The 20,928-nt window shown below is 72.1% G+C and carries 13 protein-coding genes; 7 read left to right on the top strand and 6 right to left on the bottom strand.

Annotation, left to right across the window (positions count from 1 at the left end):
• Positions 1–19 precede the first annotated feature (19 nt).
• Positions 20–2,290: a M4 family metallopeptidase gene (locus ACFCZ1_RS14040; protein WP_376678617.1), complete on the top strand. Its 2,271-nt coding sequence runs from the start codon at positions 20–22 to the stop codon at positions 2,288–2,290.
• Positions 2,291–2,404: 114 nt separating this feature from the next.
• Here the strand turns inward: ACFCZ1_RS14040 and ACFCZ1_RS14035 are convergent, their stop codons facing one another.
• Together ACFCZ1_RS14035 and ACFCZ1_RS14030 are read right to left on the bottom strand one after the other, a co-directional pair.
• Positions 2,405–3,055: a hypothetical protein gene (locus tag ACFCZ1_RS14035; protein WP_376678616.1), complete on the bottom strand. Its 651-nt coding sequence runs from the start codon at positions 3,053–3,055 to the stop codon at positions 2,405–2,407.
• A gap of 158 nt (positions 3,056–3,213) precedes the next feature.
• Complete coding sequence (locus ACFCZ1_RS14030) at positions 3,214–4,770, bottom strand: MFS transporter (RefSeq protein WP_376678615.1); 1,557 nt, start codon at positions 4,768–4,770, stop codon at positions 3,214–3,216.
• 136 nt (positions 4,771–4,906) lie between these two features.
• Here ACFCZ1_RS14030 and ACFCZ1_RS14025 point away from each other — a divergent pair, with 136 nt between their 5' ends.
• Positions 4,907–5,923 carry an Lrp/AsnC family transcriptional regulator gene (locus tag ACFCZ1_RS14025; protein WP_376678614.1) on the top strand — a complete coding sequence of 339 codons (1,017 nt, stop codon included), beginning with the start codon at positions 4,907–4,909 and terminating at the stop codon, positions 5,921–5,923.
• 3 nt (positions 5,924–5,926) lie between these two features.
• On the opposite strand, the gene glgP is transcribed toward ACFCZ1_RS14025, so the two are convergent.
• Positions 5,927–8,563 (bottom strand): alpha-glucan family phosphorylase, encoded by a 2,637-nt coding sequence (gene glgP / locus ACFCZ1_RS14020; protein ID WP_376678613.1) that lies wholly within the window; start codon positions 8,561–8,563, stop codon positions 5,927–5,929.
• A gap of 776 nt (positions 8,564–9,339) precedes the next feature.
• On the opposite strand from glgP, the gene ACFCZ1_RS14015 reads away from it, so the two are divergent.
• The 4 genes from ACFCZ1_RS14015 to glgB all read left to right on the top strand — a co-directional run bounded on the left by ACFCZ1_RS14015 (position 9,340) and on the right by glgB (position 16,958).
• Complete coding sequence (locus tag ACFCZ1_RS14015; RefSeq protein WP_376678612.1) at positions 9,340–11,334, top strand: maltotransferase domain-containing protein; 1,995 nt, start codon at positions 9,340–9,342, stop codon at positions 11,332–11,334.
• On the top strand, positions 11,331–13,052 hold the full coding sequence (gene treS, locus ACFCZ1_RS14010) for a maltose alpha-D-glucosyltransferase (protein WP_376678611.1): 1,722 nt from the start codon (positions 11,331–11,333) through the stop codon (positions 13,050–13,052). The genes ACFCZ1_RS14015 and treS overlap by 4 nt, the downstream gene beginning before the upstream one ends.
• 151 nt (positions 13,053–13,203) lie before the next feature.
• Complete coding sequence (locus ACFCZ1_RS14005; RefSeq protein WP_376678610.1) at positions 13,204–14,673, top strand: phosphotransferase; 1,470 nt, start codon at positions 13,204–13,206, stop codon at positions 14,671–14,673.
• The gene (gene glgB / locus ACFCZ1_RS14000) at positions 14,670–16,958 is read left to right on the top strand and encodes a 1,4-alpha-glucan branching enzyme (RefSeq protein WP_376678609.1); all 2,289 of its coding nucleotides are present in this window, start codon (positions 14,670–14,672) and stop codon (positions 16,956–16,958) included. The genes ACFCZ1_RS14005 and glgB overlap by 4 nt, the downstream gene beginning before the upstream one ends.
• Here the strand turns inward: glgB and ACFCZ1_RS13995 are convergent.
• Both ACFCZ1_RS13995 and ACFCZ1_RS13990 read right to left on the bottom strand, forming a co-directional pair.
• Positions 16,948–17,292 carry a thioredoxin family protein gene (locus tag ACFCZ1_RS13995; RefSeq protein ID WP_376678608.1) on the bottom strand — a complete coding sequence of 115 codons (345 nt, stop codon included), beginning with the start codon at positions 17,290–17,292 and terminating at the stop codon, positions 16,948–16,950. The genes glgB and ACFCZ1_RS13995 overlap by 11 nt on opposite strands.
• 39 nt (positions 17,293–17,331) lie before the next feature.
• Positions 17,332–17,724: a MerR family transcriptional regulator gene (locus tag ACFCZ1_RS13990; RefSeq protein ID WP_376678607.1), complete on the bottom strand. Its 393-nt coding sequence runs from the start codon at positions 17,722–17,724 to the stop codon at positions 17,332–17,334.
• Between the two features lie 355 nt (positions 17,725–18,079).
• Between ACFCZ1_RS13990 and ACFCZ1_RS13985 the strand changes: the two genes are divergently transcribed.
• Positions 18,080–18,703 carry an XRE family transcriptional regulator gene (locus tag ACFCZ1_RS13985; RefSeq protein ID WP_376678667.1) on the top strand — a complete coding sequence of 208 codons (624 nt, stop codon included), beginning with the start codon at positions 18,080–18,082 and terminating at the stop codon, positions 18,701–18,703.
• A gap of 92 nt (positions 18,704–18,795) precedes the next feature.
• Here the strand turns inward: ACFCZ1_RS13985 and ACFCZ1_RS13980 are convergent, their stop codons facing one another.
• Positions 18,796–20,814 (bottom strand): hypothetical protein, encoded by a 2,019-nt coding sequence (locus ACFCZ1_RS13980; protein ID WP_376678606.1) that lies wholly within the window; start codon positions 20,812–20,814, stop codon positions 18,796–18,798.
• Positions 20,815–20,928 lie beyond the last annotated feature (114 nt).

Below are 20,928 nucleotides of genomic sequence, written 5' to 3'. Positions count from 1 at the left end.
CTTGCAGAAGGAGTCTGCGTTGAGAGCCACCCCCCAGAGGCGTGCCACCGCGGCCGGCGCGCTCGTTGCCGCGGCAGCCCTGCTCGCCGTAGGCATTCAGACCGGCACCGCGACCGCCGACGCGAACGCGCCGCAGGCCCGACAGGCCGTCAAGTCCAACCCGGGCGCGGCCAACCGCGTACTCAGCGCTTCGGAGCGTGCGACGCTCCTCGCCGAGGCCAACTCGACCACCGCGCAGGCCGCCAAGGCGCTCGGTCTCGGCGGCGGCGAGAAGCTCGTCGTCCGCGACGTGGTCAAGGACGCCGACGGCACCACGCACACCACGTACGAACGCACGTACAACGACCTCCCCGTGCTCGGCGGTGACCTCACGGTCCACGCCAAGGACGGCGTCACCAAGAGCGTGACCAAGGCGACCAACCACGAGATCAAGGTCGCGGACACCGACGCCGCGGTCGCCCCGTCGGCCGCGGAGGGCCAGGCGGTCGCCGCCGCCAACGCCGCCGGCTCCAAGGAGACCAAGGCCGCCAAGGGCGCCCGCAAGGTGATCTGGGCGGCCGAGGGCGCTCCGGTCCTCGCGTTCGAGACCGTCGTCGGCGGCGTCCAGGACGACGGCACGCCGAGCCAGCTCCACGTGGTGACGAACGCCAAGACCGGCGCGAAGATCACCGAGTGGCAGGCCATCGAGACGGGCACCGGCAACACGCAGTACAGCGGCCAGGTGACCCTCGGAACCTCCCAGTCGGGCAGCAACTACACGCTGACCGACGCCGGGCGGGGCAGCCACAAGACGTACAACCTCAACCACGGCTCCTCCGGCACCGGCACGCTCTTCACCGGCACGGACGACATCTGGGGCAACGGCCTGGCCTCCAACCTGGAGACGGCCGGCGCGGACGCCCACTACGGCGCCCAGGTCACGTGGGACTACTACAAGAACGTGCACGGCCGCAACGGCCTGCGCAACGACGGCGTGGCCCCGTACACCCGGGTCCACTACGGCAACGCGTACGTCAACGCGTTCTGGGACGACTCCTGCTTCTGCATGACCTACGGCGACGGCGAGGGCAACAACAAGCCGCTCACCTCGACCGACGTGGCCGCGCACGAGATGACCCACGGCCTGACCTCGGTCACCGGCAACATGACCTACAGCGGTGAGCCCGGCGGTCTGAACGAGGCCACCTCCGACATCATGGCGGCGGCGGTCGAGTTCTACGCCAACAACCCGCAGGACGTCGGTGACTACCTCGTCGGCGAGAAGATCGACATCAACGGCGACGGAACCCCGCTGCGCTACATGGACAAGCCGAGCAAGGACGGCGGCTCCAAGGACTCGTGGTACTCGGGCATCGGCTCCATCGACGTCCACTACTCGTCGGGTCCGGCCAACCACTGGTACTACCTGGCCTCCGAGGGCTCCGGCGCCAAGGTCATCAACGGCGTCAGCTACAACTCGCCGACCTCCGACGGCCTTCCGGTCACCGCGATCGGCCGCGACGCCGCCTCCAAGATCTGGTTCCGCGCGCTGACCACCGGTCTGTTCAAGTCGAACACCAACTACGCGGCCGCGCGTACGGCCACCCTGCAGGCCGCCGCCGACCTGTACGGTGCCGGCTCGGCCACGTACAACAACGTCGCGCACGCCTGGGCCGGCATCGGCGTCGGCTCCCGCCCCGCGGTGGGCGTCTCGGTCACCAACCCGGGTAACCAGACCACCGTCACGGGCGGTGCCGTCAGCCTTCAGATCCAGGCCACCAGCAGCAACGCCGGTGCCCTGAGCTACGCGGCGACCGGTCTGCCGGCCGGCCTGTCGATCAACTCCTCCACCGGCCTGATCTCGGGTACGGCCACCACCGCGGGCACGTCCAACGTGACCGTCACGGTGACCGACTCGGCGAGCCAGACCGGTACGGCGGCCTTCACCTGGACGGTCGGCACCACGCAGCCGAACGTCTTCGAGAACACCACCGACTACCAGATCGCGGACAACTCCACGGTCGACTCCCCGATCACCGTGAACCGCACGGGCAACGCCCCGAGCACCCTCAAGGTGGACGTGAACATCGTCCACACCTACCGCGGTGACCTCCAGATCGACCTGATCGCCCCCGACGGCACGGCGTACCGGCTGAAGAACACCTCCAGCTCGGACTCCGCGGACAACGTCGTCGCCTCCTACACCGTGAACGCCTCCTCCGAGGTCGCGCAGGGTGTGTGGAAGCTGCGGGTCAAGGACGTGTACACGGCCGACACCGGCTACATCAACAGCTGGAAGCTCACGTTCTGACCCCCATCGGGGCCGTGTGAGCAGGAGCTGACCCGCTAGACCACGGGGCCGCCCGGGAGGAACCCTCCCCGGGCGGCCCTGTTCCATGTGACCCGACGCGGGTCCGGCGCCGGATCAGCCGATGGTGCGCAGGACCCGGTCGAGGAAGTCCTCCCCTTCCGCGTCTCCGCGGGCCATGTCCTCACGGGCCATGTCCTCACGGGCCATGTCCTCGCGGGCGGCCTGGTCGTCACGGCCGTTCCAGTCGCCCCGGCCCTCGTCCTGGCGGGCCTGGTCCTCGCGGGCCTGGTCCTGGCGGCCCTGGTCGTCACGCGCCTGGTCGTCACGGCCCTGGTCGTCACGCGCCTGGTCCTCGTGGGCCTGGTCCTCGTGGGCCTGGTCGTCACGGCCCGCGTCCGGCCGGTCGACCGGCTTGAAGAAGACCGAGACGGCCTCCACGTCCTGCGCCCGCTGGCCGGGCTCCAGGACCCGCTCCGCCTTCCCGTCGCACGTCCGGTTGTCGAAGAGGACGGCCAGCGACTCCGTCTCGTTGACCACCTCGACGGCCGGCTCGGCGTCGGAGGTCCGCGTCAGCACGTAGCAGGTGTCGTTCTCGGCGGGCCGGAGCTGCGCGCTGCGCTCGTCGCCCCCGTCGTCGACGAAGCGGTAGTGGAGGGTGCCGAGGGTACGGCCGCCGTTGTCGTCGGCCAACGACTGGCCGGCGGTGGGCAGCACGAGCGCGAGGGCACCGGCGAAGACGACGGCGGTGGTGGTGCGAAGACGCATGGGAAGTCCGTTTCTCGGGGTCCTGGGATGCCGGGTCCGGTGGCATCCGCGGGTCAACGTAGGAGCGGACGGCGGTGACGAAACGATTCGGCATGCTCAGCGCGTTCGAAGGTTCACCCGTCAGATACCAGGGCCACCCGCCTTATGGCCGGGTGCGGTTACCTCCGGGGCGCAGGACTTCCGGCCGCCGGGGCCGTCCGGTCCGGGGCGGTCTGGCCCGGGAGGGCCACCGGGCCGCCCGGAGCCGGCCGCGGGCCGGTGCGGACCAGCAGGAAGACCGCCAGGGCCCCGGCCAGTCCCATCGCGCCCGAGACCAGGAACGTCTCGCGCAGCCCGCTCGCGAAGGCCGAGTCGACCAGCGCGGTCAGCGTCTCGCGCGCCGCTCCCGTCGGCGCCTCCGCGAGCAGCCGCCCGGCGCCGCCGGAGGCCAGCGGCTCCGACAGCTCCCCGCCGCCCGCACCCAGGCCGCCGCGCAGCCCGGCGTGGAAGACCGCGCCGAGGACGGCGATCCCCAGGGCCGTACCCAGCTGCCGCACCGTGTTCAGGGCTCCCCCGGCCATGCCCGCCCGGGCCGGGGCCACGGCCCCCATCGCGGTCGCGGCCAGCGCCGGGGTCGCGGCGCCCACTCCCACGCCGGTCACCAGCAGCCCCGGGGCCATGGCGGACCAGCCGTCACCCGCGTCCAGCGTCCAGGCCAGGATCAGCGCGCCCACGCCGATCAGCAGCAGCCCGCCGCCGATGGTCAGCCGCGCCGGCATGGCGTGCAGCAGCCGTCCGGCCACCGCCGAGACCACGAGCGCGGCCGCGGCCATCGGCATCAGGGCCAGTCCCGCGCCGACCGGGCTCATCCCCCGGACGGACTGCAGCCAGAGGGAGACGTACATGAGGTAGGAGAACGCGGCGCCCGACAGCAGCAGACCGGCCGCCATGACCGCGACGAAGGTGCGGCTGCGGAAGAGCGCGAGGTCCAGCATCGGTCGGGAGCTGCGCAGTTCGACGAGGACGAAGGCGGCGAAGGCGGCGGCGGCGAGGCCGAGCAGGCCGAGCGTGGTGGGCGAGCCCCACCCGTTCTCACCGACGCGGATCACGGCGTAGGTGAGGGCTCCCGCGGCCGTGGTGAAGGTGGCCATGCCCGGCAGGTCGAGGCCCTTGGCGTGCGGATCGCGGGACTCGGTGACGGCCTTGAGGGTCACGTACACGGCGAGCGCGCAGACGGGCAGGTTGATGAAGAAGATCCAGCGCCAGCCGAAGTGCTCGGTGAGCAGCCCGCCGATGACCGGACCGGCCGCGGCGGCGGCACCGTTGACCGAGCCCCAGACGCCGAAGGCGACCCCGCGGTCGCGGCCCTGGTAGGCCCCGCTGAGCAGGGCCATGGTGGTGGCGAACATGGCGGCTCCGCCGATGCCCTGGACCGCGCGGAAGGCGATCAGCTCACCCGGGCCGGCGGCCAGCCCGCAGGCGAGCGAGGCGGCGGCGAACAGCACGAGCCCCGCGAGGTAGACGCGGCGGCGGCCGATCCGGTCGGCGAGCGAACCCGCGCCGAGCAGCAGGGCCGCCAGCGCCAGCGCGTAGACGTCCATGACCCACTGGAGTCCGGCGAAGTCGCTGTGCATGTCGGCGGCCATGTCGGGCAGGGCCACGGTCACGATCGTGACGTCGACCAGGAGCATGAACGCTCCGAGGCAGACGGCCGTCAACGGCAGCCATTTACGCATGGGAGTTCTCCTCTGATGGCGCGGGGGCGGGGGGCGTCCGGGGCGGTCCCCGGTGACCCCAAGTTCTCAGCGGCGCGCACCCCACCCCCACCCAGAGCCCCGTACTTGCCGGATTTCCCTCGCCTAGACTCCAGTGATGACGGAAACCGTGATCAGCCCGGAGCTGGACGCACTCGACCGCTGCCTGGTCCAGGCCCTCACGATCGACGGCCGGGCCGCCTTCAGCCGGCTCGCCGAGGTCCTGGAGGTGTCCGACCAGACCGTCGTGCGCCGCTACCGGCGCTTGCGGACCGCCGGCCTGATCCGCGTCGTCGGGCTGCCGACGGGCAGCCGCGTCGGGCTGTTCGAGTCCTGGCTCCGGGTGCAGTGCGCCCCGGACGCGGCGCTCCCGGTGGCCGAGGCGCTCGCCCGCCGCCCGGACATCGCGTGGGTGACCCTGAATTCGGGGGGCACGGAGATCCACTGCATGACCCGCTCCCGTACCCGCAAGGACCGGGACACCCTGCTGCTGGACAAACTGCCGCGCACCCGCCGGGTGACCGGCATCAGCGCCCACACCATCCTGCGGAAGTTCTTCGGCGGACGGGACGCCTGGGCGGGGCTGGACGTACTGCGGCCCGACCAGATCGCGGCCCTGGAGCGGCCGCCGGCCGGACCCGTCCCGGAGCGGTACGCCATGGACGAGTCGGAGCTGGCGCTGCTCGCCGCACTGGGCCCGGACGGACGCACCGGGTACCCGGAGCTGGCGCGCGCCACCGGCCTGTCGGAGTCCACCGCCCGCCGGAGGCTGGAGCGGCTGCGGGACCTCGACGCGGTCTTCTTCGACGTGGAGTTCGTCCCCGCGCTCTTCGGCTACGAGGCGGAGGCGACCTTGGTCCTGACCGTCCCGCCGGCCCGGCTCGCGCAGGTGGGTGCCGCACTGGCGAGCCACCGCGAGGTGGCCTTCGCGGCGGCCGTGACCGGGGCGGCCTCCTTGATGGCCGTGGTGGTGTGCCGGGACACCGAGGCCCTCTACACGTACCTGACCGAGCGGATCGGCGCCGTGGACGGCGTGGGCCAGGTGGAGCTGATCCCGACCCTGCGCAGCGTCAAGCGGGCCGGGATGCTCGTGGAGGACGGGCGGCTGGTGGATCCGCCGCCCGTCCCCCGGTGAGGGTCACCGCAGCAGTACGCCGCCTCCCGCGTCCGTGTCCACCGGGGCGGCGACCAGGCCCAGTTCGGCCGGATTCGCCAGCAGCCGGTGCGCCGGCAGGATGCGGACCGTGTACCCGTAGGGCCCCGTACGGTCGAGGGCGAGCGGGCCCTCGTACACCCAGCGGCCGTCCAGGTCGGGCCCGGCGGCCGGCTTCAGCGGGAAGCTCCGCCCGTCCCGGATCACGTCCTGCGGATCCACCCGCCCGGCGAAGGCCTGCACCTCCACGTCCTCGGGCCCGAGCGCGTCCAGCGCCACCTGCACGCGCAGGGTGAGGGTGGCCCCGAGCTCGGCGGTGCCGCCCACCGGGGCCGCGGCGAGGGCTTCGACGTGCTCGACGCCGACCCGCGGCCAGGCCGCCCGGACCCGGCCCTTCCACCAGGCGAGGTCGCGTGCCGCGTCGGGGGTGAGGGCGCGGTGGGCCAGCGCCGCGGGGGCGTAGAGCCGTTCCACGTACTCCCGCACCATCCGCCCGGCCAGCACCTTCGGCCCCAGCGAGACGAGCGTGCGCCGGACCATCTCGATCCACCGCACCGGGAGCCCGGTACGTCCGACCCGGTCGTAGAACCGGGGCGCCACCCGGCCCTCGATCAGCTCGTAGAGCGCGTTCGCCTCCAGGTGGTCCCGCCGGTCCTCGTCCGCGCCGACCCCGTCGGCGGTCGGGATGGCCCAGCCGAAGTCGGGCTCGAACCACTCGTCCCACCAGCCGTCCAGCACGGACAGGTTGAGGCAGCCGTTCAGCGCGGCCTTCATCCCGCTGGTCCCGCACGCCTCCAGCGGTCGCAGCGGGTTGTTCAGCCAGACGTCGCAGCCCGGGTAGAGCTTCTGCGCCATGGCCATGCCGTAGTCGGGCAGGAAGACGATCCGGTGGCGCACCCGCGGGTCGTCCGCGAACCGCACCAGCTCCTGCACGAGCCGCTTCCCGCCGTCGTCGGCCGGATGCGCCTTGCCCGCGACCACGATCTGCACGGGCCGCTCGGGGTCCAGCAGCAGCCTGCGCAGCCGTTCGGGGTCGCGGAGCATCAGGGTCAGGCGCTTGTACGAGGGCACGCGCCGGGCGAAGCCGATGGTGAGCACGTCCGGGTCGAGCACGGAGTCCACCCAGCCCAGTTCGGCGTCGGCGGCCCCGCGCTGGCGCCACGAGGCCCGCAGCCGGTCCCGCACCTCCTGCACCAGCTGCTCGCGGAGCACCCGGCGCAGGTCCCACACGTCCTGGTCGGGGATGTCGGCGACCGCGTCCCAGCGGGTGGAGCCGCCGACCGACAGGGCGTCCTCGGTGCGGCCGGCGCCGATCTGGCGGGCGCCGAGCCGGACGACCTCCGGGGCCACCCAGGTCGGGGCGTGCACCCCGTTGGTCACCGAGGTGATGGGCACGTCGGACGGGTCGAAGCCCGGCCACAGCCCGGCGAACATCTCCCGGCTGACCGCCCCGTGCAGGGTGGAGACCCCGTTGGCTCGCTGGGCCAGGCGCAGCCCCATGACGGCCATGTTGAACACCCCGGGGTCGCCCCCCGGGTAGGACTCGGCGCCCAGCTCCAGGATCCGGTCGGTGGGGACGGCGGCCAGCTCCCCGCCGTCCCCGAAGTGCCGGGCGACCAGGGCCCGGTCGAAGCGGTCGATACCGGCGGGGACGGGGGTGTGCGTGGTGAACACGGTTCCGGCGCGGACCGCCTCGAGGGCGGCGTCGAAGCCGAGTCCCTGCTCCCTCTCCAGTTCCCTCATGCGTTCGAGTCCGAGGAATCCGGCGTGCCCCTCGTTGGTGTGGAAGACCTCGGGGCCGGGGTGGCCGGTGAGCCCGCAGTAGAGGCGGACGGCACGGACGCCGCCGATGCCCAGCAGCATCTCCTGGAGCAGCCGGTGGTCGCTGCCGCCGCCGTAGAGCCGGTCGGTCACCTCGCGGGCCGCGGCGTCGTTGTCCTCGACGTCGGAGTCCAGGAGCAGCAGGGGCACGCGGCCGACGCGGGCCTGCCAGATGTGTGCGTACAGGGACCGGGCGCCGGGGAGGGTGAGCGAGATCCGGGCCGGGGAGCCGTCGTCCTGGCGGAGCAGGGTGAGCGGGAGTTCGTTGGGATCGAGTACGGGATAGTGCTCCTGCTGCCAGCCGTCGCGGGAGAGCGACTGGCGGAAGTACCCGTGCCGGTAGAGCAGTCCCACGCCGATGAGCGGGACGCCGAGGTCGCTGGCGGCCTTCAGATGGTCCCCGGCAAGGATGCCGAGGCCGCCGGAGTACTGCGGCAGGGCGGCGGTGATGCCGAATTCGGGGGAGAAATAGGCGATGGCGGCGGGCAGTTCCGTGCCGTTCTCCTGGCTCTGGTACCACCTCCCGCCGTTCACGTAGTCATCGAGGTCGGCTGCGGCGACGGCGAGCCGCCGCAGGAAGCGGCGGTCGCCGGCCAGCTCCGCGAGCCGGGCGGCGGAAACGGCGCCGAGCAGCCGGACGGGATCGCCCCCGGCGGCCTGCCAGCCCTCGGGGTCGACGGATTGGAAGAGTTCGCGGGTCTCCGTATGCCACGACCAGCGCAGGTTGCGCGCGAGGTCGCTGAGCGGCAGCAGGGTCTCCGGAAGGACGGGGCGCACGGTGAATCGACGGATAGCCTTCACGTGTTCCACCTTCGCAGGGGATTACGGATCGGAGCGGCCGCACCACGCTGTGCATCCGCGCATCACCCCCGGAAGGCTAGCGCCGCCCCGCCGCCTCGGCCATGCCGCCTCGGGCATACCGGCTCGGCCTCGCCGCCTCGGGCCGCGCCGGGCCTCGCCGCGCCGGGGGGCCGATCCGGAGCACGTCCGCCCCGTCCGCCCCACAGGTACACGACTCGGCGGGACCGCCGTCCCACTCCGTGAGATCGCGGGCAATCCGTACCGGCCGCCCCCCGGACCCCGGACCGTGCGGGACCGGCCAACTCGGGGGCCGTCCACGCAGCGGTGCGCCCGTGCTCCGGCATCCACGATTCACCCCCTTTTCGTCCTGTTCGCCCCTGCCGCCCGGCGAACCTGAAGCAACCCGTGGGACTGATGAGAAGCACGTTGTCCGTCACTACATCAGGTAGTCCTGGCCGACTTGACGGAGCCCGGGCGGATGTCGATCCGGGGCTTGGTTCCGGGCGTGCCACTACGTACGAGTAGTTAACCGAGCGCGCGGATTGGGCGGGGAGAGAGTGGGAAGGGCTCACCGGGTACACGTCGTACACGCACGGCGCACCCGCCCCCAACCTCTCCCCGCCACCCGAGTGAACGCGGACAGGAGCGGCCATGCCCGCAGCCCAGCCGTCCACCGAGCGGCTAGAAACAGAGCGAACAGAGCGTGCACTACCAGCCGCGATACCGGCTGGCCTGTTGTCACCGAGCCCTGCGAACTGCCCCCAGGTGAGCCCATCATGATCGGTCGCATTCCCGTGCTGGACGTCCGCCCCGCCGTCGACTGCGGCGCCAGACCCGCCAAGGCGGTCGTGGACGAAGTCTTCGAGATCTCCGCCACCGTGTTCCGCGAGGGACACGACGCCGTATCCGCGCACGTCGTGCTGCGCGACCCGAGCGGGCGGCTGCGGCCCCCCGTGCCCCTGCGCGAGCTCGCCCCCGGCACCGACCGGTGGGGGGCCCGGGTGTCCGCCGAGGTCGAGGGGAGGTGGACGTACACCGTCGAGGCGTGGAGCGACCCGGTGGCCACCTGGCGGGCCCACGCGGCGATCAAGATCCCCGCCTGCATCGACACCGGCCTCACCCTCCTCGAAGGCGCCGAGGTCTACGCGCGCGCCGGCGCCCGGATCCCCAAGCGGGACGGCCGCGAGGCCGTGCTGGCCGCCGCCGAGGCGATGCGCGACGAGGACCGGCCGGCCGCCGAGCGGTACGCGGCCGCCCTCGACCCGGCCGTGGACGCGGCGCTCGCCAAGCGCCCGTACCGCGAGCTGGTCACCGCCGCCAAGCCGCTGCCCCTGCTCGTCGAACGCAAGCGCGCCCTCTTCGGATCCTGGTACGAGATGTTCCCCCGGTCCGAGGGAGCCGTCGCCGTGCCCGGCGGGGCTCCGGTCAGCGGGACCTTCCGCACCGCCGCCGAGCGGCTGCCCGCGATCGCCGCCATGGGCTTCGACGTGGTCTACCTGCCACCCATCCACCCCATCGGGAGCACCTACCGCAAGGGGCCGAACAACACGCTGTCCGCCGGTAGTTGGGACCCGGGCGTGCCCTGGGCCATCGGCTCCACCGAGGGCGGGCACGACGCCGTGCACCCCGAGCTCGGCACCATCGAGGACTTCGACGCCTTCGTCGCGCGCGCCCGCGAGCTGGGCATGGAGATCGCCCTGGACTTCGCCCTCCAGTGCTCCCCCGACCACCCCTGGGTGGAGAAGAACCCGCAGTGGTTCCGCCACCGCGCCGACGGGACGATCGCCTACGCCGAGAACCCGCCGAAGAAGTACCAGGACATCTACCCCATCCACTTCGACACCGACATGGCCGGCATCGTCCAGGAGACCTGCCGGATCCTGCGGCACTGGATGGACCACGGCGTCCGCATCTTCCGGGTGGACAACCCGCACACCAAACCCGTCGTCTTCTGGCAGAAGGTGATCACGGACATCAACAAGTCCGACCCCGACGTGATCTTCCTGGCGGAGGCCTTCACCCGTCCCGCGATGATGCGCGCCCTGGCTTCCGTCGGCTTCCAGCAGTCGTACACGTACTTCACCTGGCGCAACACCAAGGCCGAGATCACCGAGTACCTGACCGAACTGTCCGACACCCCGTCGGCCTCCGTCATGCGGCCGAACTTCTTCGTCAACACCCCCGACATCCTCCCCGAGTACCTCCAGCTGGGCGGCCGCCCCGCCTTCGAGGTGCGCGCGGTGCTCGCCGCCACCCTGTCCCCGGCCTGGGGCGTCTACGCCGGCTACGAGCTCTGCGAGAACACCCCGGTGCGGCAGGGCAGCGAGGAGTACCTGAACTCCGAGAAGTACGAGCTGCGGCCGCGCGACTGGGCCGCCGCCGAGCGCGAGGGCCGCACCATCGCCCCGCTGATCACCGCCCTGAACCGGATGCGCCGCCGCAACCCGGCCCTCCAGCAATTGCGCGACATCCACTTCCACTCGACCGACAACGAACAGGTGATCGCCTATTCGAAGCACGCCGGAGCCAATTCCGTACTGGTGGTCGTCAACCTCGATCCGCACCACACCCAGGAGGCGACGGTCTCGTTGGACATGCCGGTACTCGGCCTCGACTGGCACGGGTCCCTCGCGGTGCGCGACGAGCTCACCGGCGAGACCTATCACTGGGGCAGGGCCAACTACGTGCGCCTAGAGCCGGGCCGCACGCCCGCGCACGTACTGGCGGCTCTGCGACCGTCCCCGCCCACCGGAGGGTCACCCACCACATGATGATCAACGATCCCGTCCACGACACCTTCGAGGACACCCCCGCCAAGGACCGCGATCCCGACTGGTTCAAGCGGGCCGTCTTCTACGAGGTGCTCGTCCGCTCCTTCCACGACAGCAACGGCGACGGCGTGGGGGACCTCAAGGGGCTCACCGCCAAGCTGGACTACCTCCAGTGGCTCGGCGTCGACTGCCTCTGGCTGCCTCCGTTCTTCGCCTCACCCCTCCGCGACGGGGGCTACGACGTCTCCGACTACACCTCGGTGCTCCCCGAGTTCGGCGACCTCGCCGACTTCGTGGAGTTCGTGGACGCCGCGCACCAGCGCGGCATGCGGGTGATCATCGACTTCGTCATGAACCACACGAGCGACCAGCACGAGTGGTTCCAGCAGTCCCGCAAGGACCCCGACGGTCCGTACGGCGACTACTACATGTGGGCCGACAACGACAAGCAGTACCAGGACGCCCGCATCATCTTCGTCGACACCGAGACCTCGAACTGGACGTACGACCCGCTGCGCAAGCAGTACTACTGGCACCGCTTCTTCTCGCACCAGCCGGACCTGAACTTCGAGAACCCGGCCGTGCAGGAGGAGATCGTCTCCGCCCTCCGCTTCTGGCTGGACCTCGGCATCGACGGGTTCCGGCTCGACGCCGTCCCGTACCTGTACGCCGAGGAGGGCACCAACTGCGAGAACCTGCCGCGCACCCACGCGCTGCTCAAGCGGGTGCGCGCCGAGATCGACGCGCACTACCCCGACACCGTGCTGCTCGCCGAGGCCAACCAGTGGCCCGAGGACGTCGTCGACTACTTCGGGGACTACGCGAAGGGCGGGGACGAGTGCCACATGGCGTTCCACTTCCCCGTCATGCCGCGCATCTTCATGGCCGTCCGAAGAGAGTCCCGCTACCCCGTCTCCGAAATCCTGGCCAAGACCCCGGCGATCCCGGAGCGCTGCCAGTGGGGCATCTTCCTGCGCAACCACGACGAGCTCACCCTCGAAATGGTCACGGACGAAGAGCGCGACTACATGTACGCCGAGTACGCCAAGGACCCGCGGATGCGGGCCAACATCGGCATCCGGCGCCGGCTCGCGCCGCTCCTGGACAACGACCGCAACCAGATGGAGCTGTTCACCGCCCTGCTGCTGTCGCTGCCGGGCTCGCCGGTGCTCTACTACGGCGACGAGATCGGCATGGGCGACAACATCTGGCTGGGTGACCGCGACGGTGTGCGCACCCCCATGCAGTGGACCCCGGACCGCAATGCCGGTTTCTCCTCCTGCGATCCGGGCAGGCTGAACCTGCCGGTCATCATGGACCCGGTCCACGGGTACCAGGTCACCAATGTCGAGGCCGCGATGGCATCGCCCTCCTCACTGCTGCACTGGACCCGCCGGCTGATCGAGATCCGCAAGGCGAACCCGGCCTTCGGACTCGGCTCGTACACCGAACTGCCCTCGTCCAACCCGGCGGTGCTCGCGTTCCTGCGCGAGTTCGGGGACGACCTGGTGCTGTGCGTGCACAACTTCTCGCGCTTCGCGCAGCCCACCGAGCTGGATCTGCGGTCGTTCAACGGACGGGTCCCGGTGGAGCTCACGGGTGATGTGCGCTTCCCGCCGATCGGCGAGTGGCCGTACCTGCTGACCCTGGCGGGACACGGCTTCTACTGGTTCCGCCTGCGCACCGAGCAGCGCACCGAGCAGCGCGCCGAGCAGTAGCCGGGTACGGGGCGGGCCGCGCGAATGGGTCAATCGCCCGCCCCTGTACGGATCATCCTGACCCGACACTCGCACACGCCGGAGAAGCAACTGCCGCACATCCGGGACACTCTGCGCATTCTGTGACGGCCCGGGGAAAGGACGCGACGCCATGTCGGAGGCTGCATCCGCCCGGAGCCGGCTGACGGCCGACCGGGCCGCCGGGATCGCCGGGACCGCCGGGATCGGCCCACTGGAACCGATGCTGAGGGCCTGGCTGCCCGCACAGCGCTGGTTCGCGGGCAAGGGCCGCACCATCGGCACGCTCAGGGCCGTCTCGGCCGCCGAACTACTGCCCCCGGGGTCCACGCCCGGACTCCTGCACCTGCTCCTCGACGTCGACGGGGACTGCTACCAACTCCTCCTGGGCATCCGCCCCTCCCTGCCGCCCGCGCTCGCGCACACGCTGGTCGGGCACGCCGAGGACGGCCCCTACGCGGGCCGGGCGGTGTACGAGGCGCTGGGCGACCCCCGGCTCGCCGCGATGCTGCTGGAACGATTGCGCTCCCCCGGCAGCCTCGGCCCCCTCCGCTTCGACCGGGACCCGGACGCGCCCGTCCCGACCGGCCTCGTCCCCCGGCCGCTGTCCGGCGAGCAGACCAACTCCTCGCTGATCTACGGGGATTCGTACATCCTGAAGGTGTTCCGCCGGGTCGGCCCCGGGGTCAATCCGGACCTGGAGCTGCCCCGGGCCCTGGCCGCCGTCGGCTGCACCCGTGTCCCGGCGCCCGTCGCCTGGTACGAGGCCGAGCTGCCCGGGAGCGAGTCGCTGACCCTGGGCGTGCTCCAGCCGTACCTGCGCGGTTCCGACGACGGCTGGCAGCTCGCCCTGCGCCGGCTGGACGCCGGGGAGGACTTCACGTCCGAGGCGTACGCGCTGGGCCGGGCCACCGCCGAGGTGCACAGCGCCCTCGCCGCCGCGCTGCCCACCGTCGCGCTCGGCCCGGAACAGACCGCCCGGCTCGCCGCCGGGATGACGGCCCGGCTGGCCGCCACGGCCCGGGAGGTGCCCGCGCTGCGGCCCTACGAGGCGGGGCTGCGGGGGGCGTTCGACGCACTGGCCGCCTCCAGGGGAGCCGGGGTGCCCGCCCAGCGGATCCACGGGGACCTCCATCTGGGCCAGACCCTGCGCACCCTCGACGGCTCCTGGTCGTTGATCGACTTCGAGGGAGAGCCGGCCCGGCCGCTGGCCGACCGGCGCCGCCCCGAACCGGCCGTGCGCGACATCGCCGGGATACTGCGCTCCTTCGACTACGCCGCGCGCTCGCACCGGCCGTTCGCCCCCGCCTGGGCGGACGACTGCCGGAGCGCCTTCTGCGAGGGCTACGCCCGCACCACGGGCCGCGACCCCCGCGAGGACCCGGTACTGCTGCGCGCGTACGAGACCGACAAGGCCGTGTACGAGGCCCGTTACGAATCCCGGCACCGCCCCGACTGGCTGCACGTCCCGATGGCCGCGATCCGGCGGCTCTCCGAGCCGCAGCGCCCCGCCCACCGGGTACCACCGACCCCGCCCGTCCCCGGCACCGTCTCCGCGCATCCCCAACCCCATCAGAAGCCCCCGAGGAGGCCGCTCGCGTGAGCGCCGCACGACAGCCGTCACCGACCGTCCACGACGAAGCCGCACCCGTCCCGGCGTCCGCCAAGAAGCCGCGCGCACCACGGGCCCGCCGCGCCGCCCCGCCCCGCGGGGTCCGGCCGGCGCCCGCACTCGGCGGGGAGGAACGGGCCCGGCTGCTGGAGGGCCGCCACCACGACCCCCACGCGGTACTGGGCGCCCATGCCCAGCGGGGCGGGGTCGCCTTCCGTGTGCTGCGCCCGTACGCCAAGACGGTCACCGTCCTCGCCAAGGGGCTGCGGACCGAGCTCTTCGACGAGGGCGACGGGCTGTTCTCCGGGCTGCTGCCGCTGGCCGGGGTGCCGGACTACCGGCTACTGGTGGCGTATGACAGCGACGAGATCGAGATCCACGACCCGTACCGGTTCCTGCCCTCGCTCGGCGAGCTGGACCTGCACCTGATCGGCGAGGGCCGCCACGAGCAGTTGTGGAAGGCGCTCGGCGCCGAGCCCGTCGAGCACCAGGGGGTGGCCGGCACCCGGTTCACGGTGTGGGCGCCCAACGCCCAGGGGGTCCGGGTCGCCGGTGACTTCTCGTACTGGGACTCGCTCGCCTACCCGATGCGCTCGCTCGGGTCGAGCGGCGTGTGGGAGCTGTTCCTGCCCGGCGTGGGCGCCGGGGCGCTGTACAAGTTCGACATCGCGCGCCCCGACGGCAGCCACACGCTGCGCGCCGACCCGATGGCCCGCTCGGCGGAGGTCCCTCCGGCGAACGCCTCACGGGTGACGGCGAGCGAGCACGAGTGGCGGGACGCGCAGTGGATGGCGAACCGCGGCGCCCGCGCACCGCACCAGGCCCCCTTCTCGGTGTACGAGGTGCACCTGGCGTCCTGGCGGCCCGGGCTCTCCTACCGGCAGCTCGCCGAGCAGCTCCCCGCGTACGTGAAGGAACTCGGCTTCACGCACGTGGAGCTGATGCCGGTCGCCGAGCACCCCTTCGGCGGCTCCTGGGGCTACCAGGTCACCGGCTTCTACGCGCCCACCTCGCGGATGGGCACCCCGGACGACTTCCGCTTCCTGGTGGACGCGCTGCACCAGGCCGGCATCGGGGTGATCGTCGACTGGGTGCCCGCGCACTTCCCGCGCGACGACTGGGCGCTCGCGGAGTTCGACGGGCGGCCGCTGTACGAGCACCAGGACCCGCAGCGGGCCGCGCACCCGGACTGGGGGACGCTGGAGTTCGACTACGGCCGCAAGGAGGTCCGCAACTTCCTCGTGGCCAACGCCGTGTACTGGTGCGAGGAGTTCCACGTCGACGGGCTGCGCGTGGACGCGGTGGCCTCGATGCTCTACCTCGACTACTCGCGCCGCGAGGGCGAGTGGACGCCGAACGAGCACGGCGGGCGGGAGAACCTGGACGCGGTGGCGTTCCTCCAGGAGATGAACGCCACCGTGTACCGGCGCTGCCCGGGCGTGGTGACGATCGCGGAGGAGTCCACCGCGTGGGCGGGGGTGACCCTGCCGACGGACGCCGGCGGGCTGGGCTTCGGCCTGAAGTGGAACATGGGCTGGATGCACGACACGTTGCGCTACATGTCGAAGGAGTCGGTGCACCGCAAGTACCACCACAACGACATGACCTTCGGGATGGTCTACGCCTTCAGCGAGAACTTCGTACTGCCGATCTCGCACGACGAGGTGGTGCACGGCAAGGGTTCGCTGGTGTCGAAGATCCCGGGCGGGGACTGGTGGCAGCAGCGGGCCGCGCACCGGGCGTACCTGGGCTTCATGTGGGCCCACCCGGGCAAGCAGTTGCTGTTCATGGGGCAGGAGTTCGCCCAGGGGTCGGAGTGGTCGGAGAGGTACGGGCCTGACTGGTGGCTGCTGGACGACTCCTACGCGGCGGCCGGCGACCACCGGGGCGTGCGCACCCTCGTGCGCGACCTGAACCGCGGCTACGCGGCGGCGCCCGCCCTGTGGGAGCGGGACTCCGTGCCGGAGGGCTTCGCCTGGGTGGAGGCGGACGCCGCGGAGGACAACGTCTTCGCCTTCCTGCGGTACGCGCAGGACGGCTCGCAGCTGCTGTGCGTGTCGAACTTCTCGCCGGTGGTCCGGCACGGGTACCGGATCGGCGTCCCGGAGGACGTCGCGCTGTGGCACGAGGTCCTCAACACGGACCACGAGCAGTACGGCGGCAGCGGCGTGCGCCTCCTGCAGCCGCTGCGGCCCGAGCCGGTGCCCGCGCAGGGCCGGCCGGCGAGCCTGCGGATGACGCTCCCGCCGCTGGCGACGGTCTGGTTCAGGCCGTAGCGAGCTGCTCCTCCAGTTCCTGCAGCAGGCGGCGCTTGGGCCGGGCGCCGACGATCTGCTGGACGGGCTCGCCGTCGCGGAAGACGAGCAGGGTCGGCATGGACAGCACCCCGTACCGCGTGACGGCGACGGGGTTGCGGTCCGCGTCGATCTGCACGACCTTCAGGCGGTCGGCCTCCTCGGCGGCGATCGCGGACAGCACGGGGGCGAGCTGGCGGCAGGGGCCGCACCAGTCCGCCGTGAACTCGACGAGGACGGGCCTGCCCCGCTCGCCGAGCACCTCCGTCCCGAAGTCCGCGTCGGTCACTTCCGCGACACCCTTTGCGTGGATCATCTCGTGTTCCCTCTCGTGCCGGTCGTGTGGGCGGGCCGTTCAGCCCGTCATCTCGCAGCGCGGGGAGGCCGCCTCCCCAGCGGCCTCCTCGGCGTCGGCCAGCCGCCGCGCGACCTGGTCCCGTACGTCGGCGAGCTGGCCGATCAGGCCGTCCAGCTCGGCGAGCTTGCGCCGGTACACGGCGAGCGAGGCCGGGCAGGAGTCCCCGTCCGGGTGGCCCGCCCGCAGGCAGTCCACGAAGGGCCGGGTCTCCTCCAGCTCGAAGCCGAAGTCCTGGAGCGTGCGGATCTGGCGCAGCAGCCGCAGGTCGTCCTCGTCGTACGTCCGGTAGCCGTTGTCCGCCCGCCGCGCGGGCAGCAGCCCGCGCGATTCGTAGTACCGAAGCGCCCGGGTGCTGGTCCCGGCCCGCTCCGCGAGTTCGCCGATGCGCATGGAGCGACCGTATTCCTTGACGCCGACGTCAAGGCAAGAGGAGGGCTCGGGGCGGCGGCCGGGGGCGGGGTGGACGTGCGGTTCAGGTTTGTGCAGGGGCTGTGAGGGGTCTTGCGCCGGCGGGCGCTGGCTGGAAACGTACGGGGGGCAGCCGATCGTCACTCGCACCGGTTACCGGACAGTCGCACAGGAAACCGATAAAAGCCCCCTCACTCCATAGGACTTTCCTACGAGTTATGGGCTTGTTTGATTGGTCTGTAGTCGCCACAGCCCGGCCACTCCTACGGTGTGCCGTGTGCACTCCAGCCCACCTTTCAATGCCCCCGCCGCGCGTCGCCTGCGCGCGGCCCTGGGCATGGCTCCCGGTCATGTCGCCTATGGCCTGCGCGCCCAGTACGGACTGATCGTCGCGCCCGAGACCGTGACGGCCTGGGAGCGCGGCGAGATATCGCCCACCTCGGCCGAGCTCACCGCCCTCGCCGGCGTCCTGTGGTGTTCCCCCGGGGAGCTGCTGGCCGAGCCGGTCACCCTGCGGGAGCACCGGATCGCCAGGGGGCTGGCCGCCGAGGAGCTGGCCCGGCGGATCGGGCTGGAGGCGAACTCGTACCAGAAGATGGAGGACACCGGGCGCTGGAAGGGCAACGAGCGCCAGTCCGTCTCCCTCGCGACGGTGCTCGGTCTGACGCTGGCCCAGTTCGTGAGGGCCACCGGCAAGCAGGAGGAGCTGGCGGAGCTGCTGCGCAGTGCGGTGACCACGCGCTGGCAGGCGTACGTGAAGCCGCTGGGCAAGTTGCTGCCGATCCCCAAGGCCAACCTGGAGCGGGTGCTGGAGCACCTGCACGGGGACTACCAGTCGCGGATGGTGGCGACGCTCAGCTGGGGCGGCGGCCAGGGCGAGGCGGGCAGCGGGGACGCGGGCCGGGAGTTCCTCGCCGAGATCGTGGACCGTTTCTGGCACCTCGCGGGCGGCGGTCAGTAGTCCGGGCCCCGGGCGGGGACGAGGCCCCTCGGGCGTGTGGTGAGGGTCCCGCCCGGCCCGCGACGCCTGGCGCCGCGACACGCCTGGTAGCACTAGGTCAGCGGCGCGTGGACCACGACGGCCGCGCTGCCGGCGGCGGCCAGGTCCTCCCTGAGCCGGTCCGCGGTCTTCCGGTCCCCCACCAGGACGGTCGGCGCGGCGGGGCAGGAGGCGATCGCGGTCTTCAGCCTGCCCAGCGAGGTCCGGTATTCGTTCTCCTCCACCGCCGCGGGTCCGCCGAGCTTGACGTGGAAGACCTCGTACAGCCCGACCATGTTGCCGGCCTGGTGGGTGAGGATCTGGGCGAGGAAGGTCGACTTCAGGTTGTAGTAGGAGTCGTTGCTGTACAGGGCGATCACCGGGGAGGTGACGCCCGGCAGGTCGCGCTCGGTCAGCACGGCGGCCGCCGGTCCCATGTCGCCCTTGGCCTCTCCCCTGGCCCACTTGAGCATGGGGCTGCCGTACCAGGCCGAAGGATGGCTCCAGCCGGAGGGCACGCCCCACTGGACGTTGCCGAACAGGGCCAGCGCGGCGGCCGCGGCGAGGCAGGAGCGCAGCAGCAGGTCCGCCCGGCGGCGCAGCGCGGGGCCCGTCGCCCGGCCGTCGGGCGGCAGCATCAGCCCGATCAGGCCGAGCGAGAGCAGGGCGATCACCAGTCCGGCGGCGGCCAGCTTCTCGAAGTAGTACGAGTAGTAGCCGATGGTGTGCTTCTGCCAGGCGCCGAAGACACCGATCACCGCGGCCGCGCCGAGGACGACGGCCAGGACCATCCGGCCGGTTCCCGTGCGGCGGTTCACCGGGAGGGTGGCCGCGACCAGGGCGAGCAGTCCGAGCCCGATGAACACGGGGCGGTCGGGGATGACCATCGGGCCGGCGAGGTTCGAGGTCTTGGCGACGTCCAGCTTCGTGAGGACGGAGAAGACGCTGGGCAGTCCCGCCACCAGGGTGGCGGCGGCCAGTGCACCGAGGACCGGGATCCACCGCCCGGTGAACCGCCGCCGGTGGACGAACAGCACCGCGGCGAGGGCGAGGCCGACGAGGACGCCGTACAGGTTGTAGACGTACGTGACGGCGATCAGCCCGGCCGCCGCGACGAGCACGAACTCGGCCCGGCCCGTCGCGGGCCGCACCAGTACGGCCAGGGCGACGGCCAGGAAGAGCAGGCCGATGGTCTCGGAGTCGAAGCCGCGTTCGATCAGCTCGGCCATCGATCCGGACACGATCACCGCGGCCGCGGTGGCGCAGACCGCGGCCGCGCGCCAGCCGCGCAGGCGGGGGCCGCCGATCCAGCGGGCGGCCCAGACCAGCGCGCCGCAGAACAGCGCGTAGGCGGCCAGGACATAGAGGAAATAACGGTTCGTCATGGCGAGGGCGGAGCCGGCCCCGGCCGAGGACGTCACCAGGGCGTCGACCCAGGCCAGCAGGAAGTGGGAGCCCTGCGGGTAGACCGCCTCGGACGGCGTCATCATGTACGTCCGCGCAGCGTCCTGGTGGAGGAAGGCGTAGCCCCCGACCTGACGGATCCCGGCGAAGTACGAGAAGTGCCCCATCCGGTCCTCGGAGGTGACGAAATAGGCCAGCCGGTCGGCGGCCGGCTTTCCGGCCACGGGGTGGTGGACGTAGTGCCAGACCACGGCGACGGTGCCGGCGACCAGCGCGTCCGAACCGCGCAGCCGCAGCGGGAGACGGGGCCTGCGCCGGGCCAGCCAGCCGGAGACGGCGGCGACGGTCAGCAGCAGACCGGCGCCGGGTACGGGGGCGAGGCCCCACGGCCAGACGGAGAAGAGCAGGCCGGCCGCCATCACCGCGCCGCAGAGCAGGAAGGACGCGACCACGAGGCGGTCGAGCAGTCCGCCGCCCACCCGGATCAGGGAGGCGGTCGTCAGGACGAGTACGGGAAGGAGCAGTACGTCGAGGGCGAGCGCGTCGAGCAGCAGCGGCACCGCCCAGGAGGCGGCGAGGACGGCGGCGAGGACGGACCAGCTGCGCCGTGGGGCGGCGGGGCCGGGGGCCCCGGGGGTCGGTCTGATGCCGACCGGTTCGGCGGTCGGGGCAGCAGGGCTGGTCGCCACAGGAGTGTTCCCATCGAGCACGAGCGGACGGATGACGGGGCCCGGACGTGCGGGCCCGATCCGTCCACGCGGCTCGGCCACCGATCCCCCCGTCAAAATCTTAACCACCGGCCT

Source organism: Streptomyces sp. NPDC056224 (assembly GCF_042267665.1).
Classification (GTDB): Bacteria; Actinomycetota; Actinomycetes; order Streptomycetales; family Streptomycetaceae; genus Streptomyces.
The sequence above is the reverse complement of the archived record's forward strand: the minus strand, read 5'-3'. Positions and strand labels throughout refer to the sequence as shown.